Consider the following 12,629-nt stretch of genomic DNA (forward strand, 5'->3'; position numbering starts at 1 on the left):
CCCGGTGTCAGGTGAGTAGGCGAACGTCCACGTGCAGGCGCTGGCCGGGCGGCCGTGTAAGCGCCCGCCCGGCCCCGAGAACTATTCTGCGAGCGAGTTCGAGTTCGTTCTCGTCAGGATTTCAGTCACGTGACCCCATGCTCCAATACGACATCCCGGGTGATGTGACTGGATTTCTGTTGAACGACGGGTGGTCATGCGCACTCCCGGTCACGCTCCTGATGACGCGCGTGCAGCGCATGCAAATGGACTTTCGCACGCTCGGCTGCAACCAGTTCGCGTTTGCCTTTCAAGGTCGCGCTTTTGAACCGCGGGTCGCCCATCGCAGCGACGTACTTGTCCCACCGATACTTCTGATAGCGTCGAAAGATCCGGCCCGGGCAGGCCGTTGTCGCATGCAAGCAGCACGCCATAGTCAATATCAGGTCCGTCGTTGAGTTCGCGCAGAGCGGCGTCGAGCACCTCGTATCGCCGGGTCAACGGAACCGTGCGCTCAAACAGGACATGGAAACGTTTGTACGGTAATACCGTACTTTGCAGCGCGGCCCGTTCAAGTGCTCGGATGACAAGGGGCAGCGGATTCGGGTCCATACGAGTCTCCGGTTGAATAACATTCATCGTCACGCACTGCCGGCCTGAACGTAAATTGCGTTCGGCCCCGGCCCGTGCGATCAAGGTAAAAATTGACGCGTGTCTCCTGGTCCGCGATCACGCCATTTCGTTTCGGCGGATAAATTTGACGAGCTGTCAGGGGTTATCCGGTTGAACCGCGTGTTTGCATCGAAGCACGAATATCCGGCCCGACATGCCGCTGGCGTGCCAATATCGCCAATGCGAAAATCACTCGTTGCGCAAGCTTCTTGTGGTTGAGCTTGCTCGATCTGGTCAGCGAGCGAACCGTGAAAACATCGCAGTACGCACGATCAGGAACGGCCTTCCCACTCCACACAGCTGCCCTTTTCGAAAGAGGCAGGTCCAACCGGCGTCGAGTACTGAACGAACCGGCTGGGCCATCAACGCACGTCATCTGGGAGCCGTAACAACGATGTACTGCACCTGAGTGCCAACGTATTGCGGTTGATACCAGTTCGGTCCGCAATGTTCGTAAGCAATGCCGTTCACCACGATGCTCGAGCAGCTCGGCGGCAACGATGCAACCGTCGCGCCGACAACCACCGCTGTGGTTACACCGACCGCTACGCCGACTGCCACCGGGTTCGCATACCAACCGTCATCGTGATAGTGATCATCGTCGTGGTGATGATCGTCATCGTGATGACCGTCGTCGTGATGATGGTCATCGTCATGGTGGTCGTCGCCGCCATTGTGATCACCGCCGCCATTGTGGTCACCACCACCGTTGTGGTCGCCGCCGCCGTTGTGGTCACCACCACCGTTGTGGTCGCCGCCGCCGTTGTGGTCACCACCACCGTTGTGATCGCTGCCGCCGTTGTGGTCGCCGCCGCCGTTATGACCACCGCCGTTGCTGCCACCGCCGTTGCCACCACTGTTATGGCCGCCATCGCCGCCGTTGTTGCCACCACCGTTGTGACCGCCACTGCCGCCGCTGTGACCACCGCCACCGCCTCCGCTACTGCTATGGCCCACGCCACCGCCCGGATGCGCACCCATCTGCGGACCACCGCCCGGACCACCGGGGTGGAAACCGCCCCCGCCTCCGCCCCCGCCGCCATGAAAACTGCCTCCTGGTGGCGCGTGAATGCTCGTGCGCGCGCCGCCGCGAAAACCAAACGCCTGAACACTCAACGACGTCGCAAGAAAGACGCCGGCAATACCGGCAGCAGCAAGTTGTTTTGTGCGTGACATCATTCGCTCTCCTCATACGGCGTACGCGAAGCAGGCTTCAGCTCGATCGCTTTCGCATTCGCCGCAGGCCGGAAAGTAAAGGTCGACGCAGGAAACGCGGGATTGAGTTTCCAGTGATAGGTCACGACGTGTCGTGGACGCGCGTCCTGGGTTGTATCGACAATCTCCATGCGACACGGCAGCTGACGCGTTCCGCTCTGAATCCAGAGCTCCCAGTCGGCGCCCTTCTGCTGATACGCATAGTGATTGCACCAACGCGTATCCACGCGCTCCAGCCCGATGAAAAGCGCCGACGTCAACGTAACTTCATCCACCTTGCCGTTACCCCAGTAGAACAAATCCGCAAGCGGGGTATCGATGTTGTAATCCGTCGATAACTCGCGCACCAGCAGGTCAATCGTGGCCGGCGCAGGGTTCTTCGAGTAGTAACCTTCGGTCGTATTGAAGATGGTGAATGTCTTGCCGTCGTAGATCATCCCCTTGGGACTGCGGCTTCCGGTAATCTCCGCTCTGAGACGATTCGGCCGCTCCACTTTCAGATCCGTTTCATGAAGAAACGCGACAGTCTGGCCGCTGTCGAGAACGGCATCGGTAGCAGATGTTGCGGTCACGTCGAAGCGGCTCAGCGAGCGCAGGTAGCGTCCCATGGACGACAACGCGTCGATAGCCTGCTGCTGGCGCTCGGATTGCGCAACAGCCGCTGGTATGACCGCTACGGCGCTCGCGGGCTCGGGGCTTGTTTGCGCGAATGCATTGACCGCGCTGATGCCCAACGCGATAAGCATGCCGCGTATTGGTCGATGATAGTGTCTTGGCACGTCGCCCCCTTATTGAAAAGTGGCGCTGATTGAAAGTTCGACCGCATTTCCCTTCGGGCGGTTACGCACTGCAAATTCATTGACCCATCGCAACGATGCCGACACAGGCGTGCTGCTCAGCTTCCCTGACCACGTTGCCGTCGGGCCGATCCCAAAGGAATGGCCACTGGTGCCACCCGTCAAGTTGGCGAGACCACCGGTGTCGTCGCCGAGCTGCTGTATCCAGCCGCCGACCACACCAACACCCCATCCTCCCGTGAAGCGCTTGAGCGCAAGCAGGTCGAGCACGCTGATCGGGGCGTTGTGATAGTGCGTCTCGTTGTTGCCGGTATAGAACTCGACGCCGTAGTTCGCTGACAGCTCGACGTTATGCTCGGGCAGGAGCTTCGTGTAAGCGACAGTCGGTATGAACGTCCACGTATTCTGTCCGGCGTTGGCAAGACGGCTGAGACTGTAGGCGCCGGTAGGTGCGTATATGCCTACGCTCAACGCAATATGGTCGGTCTTGGTCAAGTGATATCCGGCCACGACCGGGGTAAAGAAAATATCCGCGAATTGCGTGGCGCTATCGTTTGGCAACCGTCCATTGAACGACGATACCGACGTGTATTGAAATGGCACGCCAAAAGACGATGCAAAGTTCCATCCTCCCGCTGTAATGCCCCACGTCTTGACCGCGTTGAGGATGGTGTACGAGACGTTGAAATTGAGTCCGGCGGACACCGTCCCCGCGATCGGAATCGATTTGCTCTTCCCTAACGATCCCTCGTAATAGATGGTCGAGACGGAAAAGATCCAGTCCGAAGTAGGCGGAACGATGCCGGCATAAGGCATGACCTGCATACCGGTTATCGGGCGCCCGATACCCCCTTCAGTCGCGCGGGCGGCGATTGGAATACCGAGCGCGACAGTGGCGAACGCGACTGCCGTCAGCTCCCGGTGCACACTTTTGCGCGCACCGGCCCGCTTGTTGTACGTGTCCATGCCGACTCCTTCGCTAAGTGGTTTTCGCAATCAATTACTGGACCGTGTAGCCGCGTCCCTGCATGCATGCACCGTACGCGCGCCAGTACGTGTTCATCTCGGCTTGCTGGTTGGCTTGTGCGTTCTGCGCCTGGGCAGCGTGTTGCCGTCGGCTACGCGCCCCGCCCACCACGGCTCCAGCTGTCGCACCAACGGCTGCGCCGTGTCCCGGATCGTTGTGGTTCACGTCGCCAATGAGCGCGCCGGCCGCAGCGCCGCGAGCCGCGCCGCCCACTCGCGCGCCCGTAGGTCCCTGAGGCGGTGGCGGAGTGCCCGCAACAACCGCCGGATCGATGCCCGTGTTCTGCTTGGCCCAGGAATAACAAGCGCCGTCGTCCTGCGATTGCTTGCTGGGGCTTTGCCCATGCGCCGGATACACAGCGGGCTTGGCTGCAAACGCAGCGCTGCCGGTCATGGCAATCGCCGCTGTCAATAAAATTGCTTTCATACCAACCTCAATATCGATTAGTAAAACTTAGCTTCCAATGAATCCCGACCGATTCAATGTCAACCTCCCGTGGCTTTCTTCGGCTTCACGAGTTGCCACGTTCCGTTCAGCACCTCGGCATTCGGTCCGTAGATGCGCATGATCAGCGTGTAGGCACCCGTTGGTGCCGGCAACCAGTTCGCATCTTTTCCTTTGCCTGGCGACTCATGCTGGACATAAAGATCGAGCGAGCCATCGGCTCCATACTTCAGGTGTTTTGTACGGTCGCCGATCGAATAGCGATCGATTGGATTTGCGACAAGATGGCGCCCCGGAAGGTCATACAGCGTCATTGACCAGAAGAATTTGGCGGGCGGCAGGTCTTTCTTGTCGAAGTGCAGGACATACGGCTGAGTTCCCACGAGTGGCTTGTTGTCCGCATCCGCGTGATACCCGACATACACCGCTTCTTCCTTCGTATTGCCGTAGATACCCATTGCGGCCGCGACTGCGCGTGTCATGTAGTCGTTCTTCAGGTCGTTGCGCGAACCAAAGAGACCGAAGGAACCGGTTGTCGATTTCTCAGCGGCCGCCAACGCCTGCTTGCCATCGGTCACACCGCGCTCCAATGCTTCGCGGGTGGCCGAGTCAAGCTTGCTGGCATCGAATGGCTTGCCTGGCGCAATCCCGATCCTGGCAAAACGCTGCATCAGTTCCGTTTCGGACGGGTTGGGCGGCTGCGTGAATTGCAGTAGAAAATTCAAATAGCCGATGAAGTTGATCGATGTCGCCCGGGCCTCGTCCCACTTGGGAAAGATCACGCTCGCGACTTCGGGCGGCGGCGTGGTGTGTTCGAAACGGGAGAGAGGCGTCAGGCCGTACTGATCCTGTATGCGAACGACGTGCCCAACATCTGAGGGTCCATTCAGCGCCGTACGGCCGAGCGTCAGAATGAGATCCGTCTCCGACTTGAAGACCTTGTCGATACCCGGTGGCGTCTGGCCGTTCCAGCCGGGGCCCGCCAACAAGTAGTGGCCAGCGCCGTTGCCCGTCGCGCGCGAGCCGACGTAAGCAAAGTTGTAGGTGTACAGGTCGATCCACTGAAACACGTAGTAGCGATCGTCGGGAACCTTCGGAACCGACAACACCCAGGGCTCACGGCGCAGATCCAGCCACGCCCACGAATACGGGGTGTCGTTGTTCGGTGTAACTATTTCCTTGTTGTCAGGCCCATACACCTGCGAGTAGTGGCGAAATTTCCCAAATCCGCCTATATACGCCTTCGAGTTCCTGTCCTGCGTCTGCTGGTAGAGCGTCTTGTAGTTGAACAGCATGGGGTACGCGTAAATGAACGCGTCCTTGGCGATAGCCTCCGTTTCCTGCGGCGTCGCGCTGCCTGGCCCCTGCTGCGCATTCGCAGACGAAATACTTGTCAGCGCCAGTACAGTCATTAGTATTCCGAATTTCATAAGATATCTAAATGTCATGGAAGCACCATCCGTCATTTACCGAAAGTCATGTTCAAACCGGCAAAAATAGTGAACTGTGGAACGCCTCGCCCTGAATGAGCGACCGAATATTGCGGCTCTATATAGGCGTTGTAGATGGTCGAACCGCTTTTCCATGCTTTGCCGCCGCCCAGGCCGACCGGGATGTAATAGCTTCCTTGCTGCAGGTCGAACGTCCACGTGCCGGTCGAGCGCACATACCATCCACCGGGCAGATTAAAAATCCCGAATGGCTGGGCCGTCAGCGACTGCACGGTCGGGCGGCTGCCCTGCCCGGCAAACGAGTGTTGCCACTGGACCAGTGCGCCCAGCAACCGCTCCTTGGTCGCGCTGACCGCGACTGCCGCAAGACCGGCTTGCCACTTGCCCGTGCCCAGGGTTGGGTCGGTAGCAGTCGGCATGGTGATCAGCGGTCCGACGCCTACCTGGACGCCTTCCTGAGAGAGCAGGAAGATATCGAAAAGGTTGATATCGCCTAATCCCGTGTTGTATCCGCCACTGGGATCAGGGCGGGTGCTGACAGGCAAAGTTGCGCGGAAGATCTGCGGCACCCCTATCAACCCGTTGGGCCCGATCGGAATAGTCGGGCGCAGCAATAGATCATTGGTATGCGAACTCGCACCAAATACACTGGGCGTGTAGTAATTTTGAATATTGAATGAAGCGGCCAAATTCAGCGGATTATTGCTTTTATTAGCCTCATCCGCGGCGCTTTGCGCAAACGCCAGATTTGCGCAACATGCAATAATCAAGCCCGACAACGATCTACGGACGAATATCCGCCTACGACTGCTCATGGATTTTCCCAACGTTAATCTCGCAAGGTGCAGATAACCCTTCAGCGTTAATTGAATAACGCTTTTCGGGCATACGAGCGGAACCATTCCCGGCGCACCGGGAAGAGGCTTTCCATGTTTCTATAAATCGGTTTTCCGCGATATACCCACGCGGAAGGACGATATGACTTACACAGATTGCGTGGAACGAGAATTAGCCATACGTTAGTCCTCTCAGAGACATAACTGGGCACGTGTGTCCCGTGCGGGTCTGCTTGTACGCAGTGCGTCAGTAGAATTACATTTGTTACGGATGCTAGCAAACGTTTTAGCGTTTGCCAATATTATTTTGTAACTGACAAGAGCCCAATTCAATCGGCCAATACGTTTCAATAAAACGTTAGCAAACATTTGTGATGGAGAACCTTGATGCCGCGCGCGTTAGACAAAATCTAAGTAAACTTCAAGTAAGAAATTTTGCAAAAAATCGGCCCCAAATAGAAAAAAAACAGATATTGGTAGTGAACTTAACCTTCGAGGGCTCTATTCCAACGCGCTTGCGCTGCAAGATAATTAACTGAATTAAGAGTTATTCGCCTGACTGATCCAATCGGATATTCACGTTCTTTTGAAAATCGAAACGGAACGCCAGCGCGTTTCAAAACGGAGATCTGGCCGCTCTGGCGAGCTGGAATTGAAAAACGAGCGGCGAAGGACTGCCGTGCATTCCTGATGACACAAGGACGAGTGCACAGATGCTTTCTCAGCCCGAGAACCTCCCCAGCGTCGTTCGCCGAATGACGGCGGGACAAATGCTGCTCGACGGAGCGTCCATAGATGACGTTGCCGAACAGCTTCATCTGTCCCTGGCGACGGTGAAACGCTACAAGGCGCTGATCGACGCCGGCGGACTGGACGCATTGAAACAATTGGGCGTGGGGGGACGTTCTTCCGTACTGGATCAGCGAGCCCTTGAGTGGATATCCGCTGCACTTCAGGGCTCGGCCCGGGATCATGGTTTCGATAGTGAGGCGTGGACCAACGCGCGCCTGCGGGCGCTGATTGAGGCGAGGTTCGGCGTCCGTTACTCCCGCGTGTACATCTGGCAGATAGCGACAAACCTTGGACTGGGTCACTTGTTGTCCAAGTCGCGTAGGTAACCATAGGCAACATCACTCCGGCGTTTCGCCGGTCATCTGCATCTATCAACATTGAAATAAACGAGAGGATTCCATAATGACTCGCAAACACTCGTCGCGGATTTTCAGCATCAACACGCTCAGGGCGGCAATGCTCGTTTCCGCCCTGTTTGCTGCACCGGCGTTCTCACAGAATGCAGCCTCGGGCGCCGGTCCGGGCGGAGTGGGTGCCGCCGCCACCGCGGAAGTCCAGGCACGTGTAGTCGGCATCGACACTGCATCGAACAGCGTCTCGTTGCAAGGGAAGAACGGGAGAATCGTCGATATTGCCGTGAATCCGCAAGTGGGCGACGTTGCCAAGTTACAGATCGGCGATACCGTCCATATCAAGTACGAGAACGCCGTGCTGATCCGCGCCACCAAGGTCGCGTCGAACGGGATTCGTGAGCGTGTCGACGAGACCGCAACCATCCCCGCAACCGGCGGATCGACGGCGACCGCACGTCGGGTGCAAGTGCTAGCCACGGTTCAGAAGGTCGACCATGCGAAGCGGACCCTCACGATTCGCGGCCCGAATAAAACAGAAACGTTGCAGGCGGGACCAGACGTTTCGCTAAAGGGAATAAAGACCGGCGACAGCGTGCATGCTGAATTTATTGAAGCGACTGCCGTACTGGTGACACGCAACGGCGCTCCAATAAAGTAAGAGGTAAGCGGCCGGCCAAAAAAGAAGTCGTGCTGCGGACCGGCCGCTCGTGCAAGGCGATGCGTGATGTGCCTCACACGCGTGATACGCATGACATAAGGGAGGGTAGATGGCGACTGAAAACAAGACAGCGTCCCGTATGGCAGCGGGCAAAGCGTACCGCGAGCACATGGCCCGTTCTGCGCACGCCAGGATTGGAACGATCGACCGCGACCCGATTGAATTGCTCGAGCAAAACAGCAAAGGACGTGTAGAACGGCTGATCCCTCTGAGATATGGGCGGATGATGGCGTCGCCTTTTACGTTCTTCAGGGGAAGCGCGATCCTGCAGGCTAACGACCTTGGCAAGATGCCGAATACGGGCCTGGTGATGCCCATATGCGGCGACGCGCATCTGATGAACTTCGGCGGATTCGCGACGCCGGAACGCCAGCTCGTGTTCGACCTGAATGATTTCGATGAAGTCGCGCTCGGCCCCTGGGAATGGGATATCAAGCGACTGGCTGCAAGCTTCATGGTGGCCGCGCGGCACATGCGCCTAAGCCGCCTGACCGGCGAGCGTTTGATCGAATCCCTGGTCACGCAGTACCGGACACGCATGCAGGAGTACGCACAATACAGCGCCCTTGAGCTTTGGTACGAGCGCATTACTTTCGACCGGATGCTCGAAATCGCCGTCACGCCGGAGCGCAGGCGCGCGTTGCGTAAGGGCATGGAAAAGGCCGCCAGCCGCACGCACGACAGCATGCTTGAGAAGGTGGCGGAATTTCATCCCGAGACCGAAACCTGGACCCTTCGCGACATGCCGCCGGGCATGTTCCACGTGCACGGCGCCAACACGCTGTTCGAACCGGATGATGACTGGGTCAAGCTGGGGAACTGGCAAGCATTGGTCAAGGGCATGTTTGCGCAGTATGTGAAAACGCTTAGCCACGACCGCCGGGCGCTGCTTAAACATTTCACTGCGCAGGACCTGGCCTTCAAGGTAGTGGGCGTTGGCAGCGTGGGGACTCGCTGTCTGATTCTGTTGATGATGGATGAATTGGGGAAACCCATGTTCCTGCAGATCAAGGAGGCACGGCCCTCTGTGATCGAACAGCATTTCCAGGCCGAACGGCTGGAGCATGCCGGCGAGCGTGTGGTGCGCGGCCAGCGGGTAATGCAAGCCGCCAGCGACATCTTCCTTGGCTGGGCGACCGGGCCATCGGGACGCCATTTCTATTTCCGGCAACTGCGGGACATGAAGCTGTCGGCAAACATTGAATTATTCGATATTGACTTGCTGGAAGGTTACGCCCGGTTGTGCGGCTGGATACTCGCTCGCGCTCACGCAAAGGCGAGCGGCAGGGCTATCGAGATCAGCGCCTATCTGGGCCAGGGTACTCAATTCACCGAAGCGCTGGTCGCCTATTCGAAGGACTACGCGGATCAGGTTGAACGCGATTTCGACCTGTTCACACAAGCTGTCCGAAGCGGGCGGATAGTCGCCCGGACGGACGAGGATATGGCCGCGGACTTTCATGTTTGAACAACCGGCCAAGTTCGGCGGCGACCTGTCCTTTAAGGAGGCTTTATGCACATTCGATCATCCTCTTACGGTCGTCTTGGCCGTCTCGGCCGGCGTCAGCTTCAGTTAGCGGTTTGCAGCGTATTCCTAAGCTATGCCGCTGGGTCTTACGCGGCCAACCTCGGGTTCCTGATGAACACGCCGATTAGTTATATGAAACAGCGCGATCTGCAGCAACTCAACCGCGCCGCACGAATGGCGCTGGACTCGAAGCAGGATGGCGAAGCGCTTGACTGGAATAACGACGGCACCGGAAATTCAGTTCATGTAGAGGGCACCATTACGCCGCTCAATACGCGAAAGGATGGGGACCGGAGTTGCCGGACGCTTGCTATCGTCGCCAAGGCAAAAGGCCAGACGCAAACCTGGGCCCCCACTGCCTGCAAGGACGACGCCCCGGATAGTAAATGGCAACTGCTCAAACAATAGAGCGTAGAGAGCGTGCTGCGCGAAGGTCATTGGGCGCGTCAGTCACCCGCATGGCGCGGCATGCCGACGAAAAATGACCTATGCGCGGGTTAGGGATGCGCGCACTTATTCCGCAACAGGTCCGCTGATTGCAATCGTGGCGCACGTGTCGCGGCGCACGCTGATGACATCGATTTTTAAGAACTTTGACCTACACTGAATTCGTGTCCGAACGACCTCATTCCGGGCGCGATTGAATCGCGAAAGAAGCGATGTTGTAGAGGCACTGCATCATGCATTTCCATAGGCAAGCCGTCCGCATTTGCCGCTTCGCATGCATGCCAGGCGCGCGGGAAAGTCTTGCCTCAAGAGCCGGCCAGACCCGCAACTCTAAACAAAAGCGCAAACAGGATCGACTATAAAAAACAAAGTTTTTCATGAAGCGCAATTGTCAGTTAGCGCGGTCTGGCCACTTCGTATTGAAACCGTTACCAATCTTGGATGGCACATCATGCGATTACAACAACGTCTTGCCGCGGAAATGTTTGGCACGTTTTGGCTAGTACTTGGCGGATGTGGCAGTGCAGTTCTCGCGGCCAAATTTCCCGGGGCGGGAATTGGATTTGCAGGGGTCGCGCTAGCGTTCGGATTGACCGTTCTGACCATGGCTTACGCACTTGGACACATATCGGGCTGCCACTTGAATCCGGCCGTTAGCGTTGGCCTCGCGGTTGCGGGCCGCTTTCCCGTCCGAGACCTCGCGCCTTATGTTGTTGCGCAGGTGGTTGGCGCGACCCTTGGGGCGTTCGCGCTGTATCTGATTGCGTCCGGCGTGCCCGGATTCGACGCGGCTGCCAGCGGATTTGCATCGAATGGATACGGAGCGCGTTCACCCGGCGGTTATTCGATGACTGCCGCCCTGATCTGCGAAGTCGTGATGACGTTTTTCTTCCTGATGGTCATTCTCGGTACGACCGACGGACGTGCCATCTCCGGTTTCGCGCCGCTCGCCATCGGGCTGTGCCTGACGCTGATTCACCTGATATCCATTCCGGTGACGAATACCTCGGTCAATCCGGCACGCTCGACCGGACCAGCGCTGTTCGCCGGTGGCGCCGCGTTGGGGCAACTCTGGCTTTTCTGGGTCGCGCCCATTGTTGGGGCGTGCATTGCGGGCGCGCTATATCCGCGGCTCTTTCCCGAGAGGGTCACGGCGGTTGCCCCGGCACCCATGGCTATCGACGCGCCTTGATGACGGGCTGCTGGGCTGATTTTGGGGCCGCTATGGGGCCAATGGGGGCCTGGCGATCCCCAGGAACGGACGCTCACGGCGTCCAAGGCCCGTCCTCGTGCCGCAAAAAACAAATGGCCCGCCTAAGCGGGCCATTCGGTTCATGCAATCAAGCTGGGCTGTAACGAATTACAGCGGCTGAATGTTCGATGCTTGCAGACCCTTCGGGCCTTGCTTCGCTTCGTAGCTTACTTTCTGGTTTTCCTGCAGCGTCTTGAAGCCTTCCGAGCGGATCTCGGAGAAATGCGCAAAGAGGTCATCGCCACCGCCGTCCGGCGTGATGAAGCCAAAACCCTTCGCATCATTAAACCACTTCACAATACCTGTTGCCATTTGCTGATTTTCCTAGAAGAGACGTAATTCCGTTTGGTAGCGCCACCGGCCGAAACACGGCCAAGCGTTGCAGACTCCTTTTACCACGCGAAAATGACAGTCTGCAATTGGATTCTGCCCGATGTTTCCAAAACAAAGCTCCAAAAACCGTCACGCACGCAGTCCGGAGATGCTTGGCGCCCACAATCCGGAAGGTCAGATAATAAATAAAACATGCGATAAGACAAAGCAAAAATTCTATTTTTCACGATTATTGTGGATTCCGGACCCACCAATCAATACAAAAACGAATGGATATGCGCATTTGCAGCGCCCCGCTGTTTCAGAGCCACTGTCTCGAACGGGCGAATTTCGTACACACCCCGACTTTGCTGGCAAAAGAGCATGAGTGTGTTGGGGGTTTGCACAAACGATCGACGGTGGACCCACCTTCGCGGCCCGCGCGTGACAAGCCAATGCGGTGTTGGGATCGGTTCACTCGCGACTCACGGGGATATCGTCGCCGTGAGATCTCGGTGATATATCGCATTCAGTGCGAATGGCAGGACGGGAGAGTTCTCGGTGACAAGCGGGCCGGATTCCGTCGGGCATCGCAAGCGGCAGCAGTGTGCCGTGGCGGATTTTTCCCGCGTGGAATGAACATCGCAAGAGAATTTGGCACCCGTCACTTTGTAACGCCATGAGATCGTGCTGTGCGCCGCTATCGGGATACCGCCACGCAAAAGCATTCCGATGGATGGCGCGCGCCCAGTGGTCCGGGAACGACAGCGTGGTCGTATGCGTTCCGATTCCTCCAATGTTCGGTG

The 12,629-nt window shown here is 57.6% G+C and carries 14 protein-coding genes; 6 read left to right on the top strand and 8 right to left on the bottom strand.

Features of this window, described 5'->3' with window-relative positions:
- Positions 1-210 precede the first annotated feature (210 nt).
- Positions 211-591: a hypothetical protein gene (locus tag SBC1_RS16770; protein ID WP_243830246.1), complete on the bottom strand. Its 381-nt coding sequence runs from the start codon at positions 589-591 to the stop codon at positions 211-213.
- Positions 592-1,023: 432 nt separating this feature from the next.
- Positions 1,024-1,212, bottom strand: a complete 189-nt coding sequence (locus SBC1_RS16775) for a hypothetical protein (RefSeq protein ID WP_165092798.1) — start codon at positions 1,210-1,212, stop codon at positions 1,024-1,026.
- A gap of 24 nt (positions 1,213-1,236) precedes the next feature.
- Between SBC1_RS16775 and SBC1_RS16780 the strand changes: the two genes are divergently transcribed.
- Positions 1,237-1,824, top strand: a complete 588-nt coding sequence (locus SBC1_RS16780) for a hypothetical protein (RefSeq protein ID WP_165986823.1) — start codon at positions 1,237-1,239, stop codon at positions 1,822-1,824.
- Between the two features lie 2 nt (positions 1,825-1,826).
- On the opposite strand, the gene SBC1_RS16785 is transcribed toward SBC1_RS16780, so the two are convergent.
- Genes SBC1_RS16785 through SBC1_RS16805 form a run of 5 tightly spaced genes read right to left on the bottom strand, consistent with a single transcriptional unit; the run spans position 1,827 to position 6,487 of the window.
- A complete protein-coding gene (locus tag SBC1_RS16785; protein ID WP_165092799.1) occupies positions 1,827-2,612 on the bottom strand; it encodes a DUF2092 domain-containing protein in 786 nt (261 codons plus the stop codon).
- A 42-nt stretch (positions 2,613-2,654) separates the two neighbouring features.
- Entirely contained in the window at positions 2,655-3,629 is a 975-nt protein-coding gene (locus tag SBC1_RS16790) for a transporter (RefSeq protein WP_165092800.1), read from the bottom strand.
- Between the two features lie 34 nt (positions 3,630-3,663).
- The gene (locus tag SBC1_RS16795; RefSeq protein ID WP_165988577.1) at positions 3,664-4,116 is read right to left on the bottom strand and encodes a glycine zipper domain-containing protein; all 453 of its coding nucleotides are present in this window, start codon (positions 4,114-4,116) and stop codon (positions 3,664-3,666) included.
- Between the two features lie 59 nt (positions 4,117-4,175).
- Positions 4,176-5,546: a DUF1254 domain-containing protein gene (locus tag SBC1_RS16800; RefSeq protein ID WP_165988579.1), complete on the bottom strand. Its 1,371-nt coding sequence runs from the start codon at positions 5,544-5,546 to the stop codon at positions 4,176-4,178.
- A gap of 50 nt (positions 5,547-5,596) precedes the next feature.
- Complete coding sequence (locus tag SBC1_RS16805) at positions 5,597-6,487, bottom strand: hypothetical protein (RefSeq protein WP_243830247.1); 891 nt, start codon at positions 6,485-6,487, stop codon at positions 5,597-5,599.
- 647 nt (positions 6,488-7,134) lie between these two features.
- Here SBC1_RS16805 and SBC1_RS16810 point away from each other — a divergent pair.
- From SBC1_RS16810 to aqpZ, 5 genes are all read left to right on the top strand, one after another.
- Positions 7,135-7,539 carry a helix-turn-helix domain-containing protein gene (locus tag SBC1_RS16810; RefSeq protein WP_165092803.1) on the top strand — a complete coding sequence of 135 codons (405 nt, stop codon included), beginning with the start codon at positions 7,135-7,137 and terminating at the stop codon, positions 7,537-7,539.
- A gap of 76 nt (positions 7,540-7,615) precedes the next feature.
- Positions 7,616-8,224: a hypothetical protein gene (locus tag SBC1_RS16815; RefSeq protein ID WP_243830248.1), complete on the top strand. Its 609-nt coding sequence runs from the start codon at positions 7,616-7,618 to the stop codon at positions 8,222-8,224.
- 109 nt (positions 8,225-8,333) lie between these two features.
- Positions 8,334-9,752, top strand: a complete 1,419-nt coding sequence (locus SBC1_RS16820; RefSeq protein ID WP_165092804.1) for a DUF2252 domain-containing protein — start codon at positions 8,334-8,336, stop codon at positions 9,750-9,752.
- Positions 9,753-9,797: 45 nt separating this feature from the next.
- Positions 9,798-10,220 carry a hypothetical protein gene (locus SBC1_RS16825; protein WP_165092805.1) on the top strand — a complete coding sequence of 141 codons (423 nt, stop codon included), beginning with the start codon at positions 9,798-9,800 and terminating at the stop codon, positions 10,218-10,220.
- Between the two features lie 490 nt (positions 10,221-10,710).
- The gene (aqpZ, locus tag SBC1_RS16830) at positions 10,711-11,451 is read left to right on the top strand and encodes an aquaporin Z (protein WP_165988580.1); all 741 of its coding nucleotides are present in this window, start codon (positions 10,711-10,713) and stop codon (positions 11,449-11,451) included.
- A gap of 168 nt (positions 11,452-11,619) precedes the next feature.
- Here the strand turns inward: aqpZ and SBC1_RS16835 are convergent, their stop codons facing one another.
- Positions 11,620-11,823: a cold-shock protein gene (locus tag SBC1_RS16835; protein ID WP_031362205.1), complete on the bottom strand. Its 204-nt coding sequence runs from the start codon at positions 11,821-11,823 to the stop codon at positions 11,620-11,622.
- Positions 11,824-12,629 lie beyond the last annotated feature (806 nt).

The organism is Caballeronia sp. SBC1 (assembly GCF_011493005.1).
In the GTDB taxonomy this organism is placed as follows: domain Bacteria; phylum Pseudomonadota; class Gammaproteobacteria; order Burkholderiales; family Burkholderiaceae; genus Caballeronia.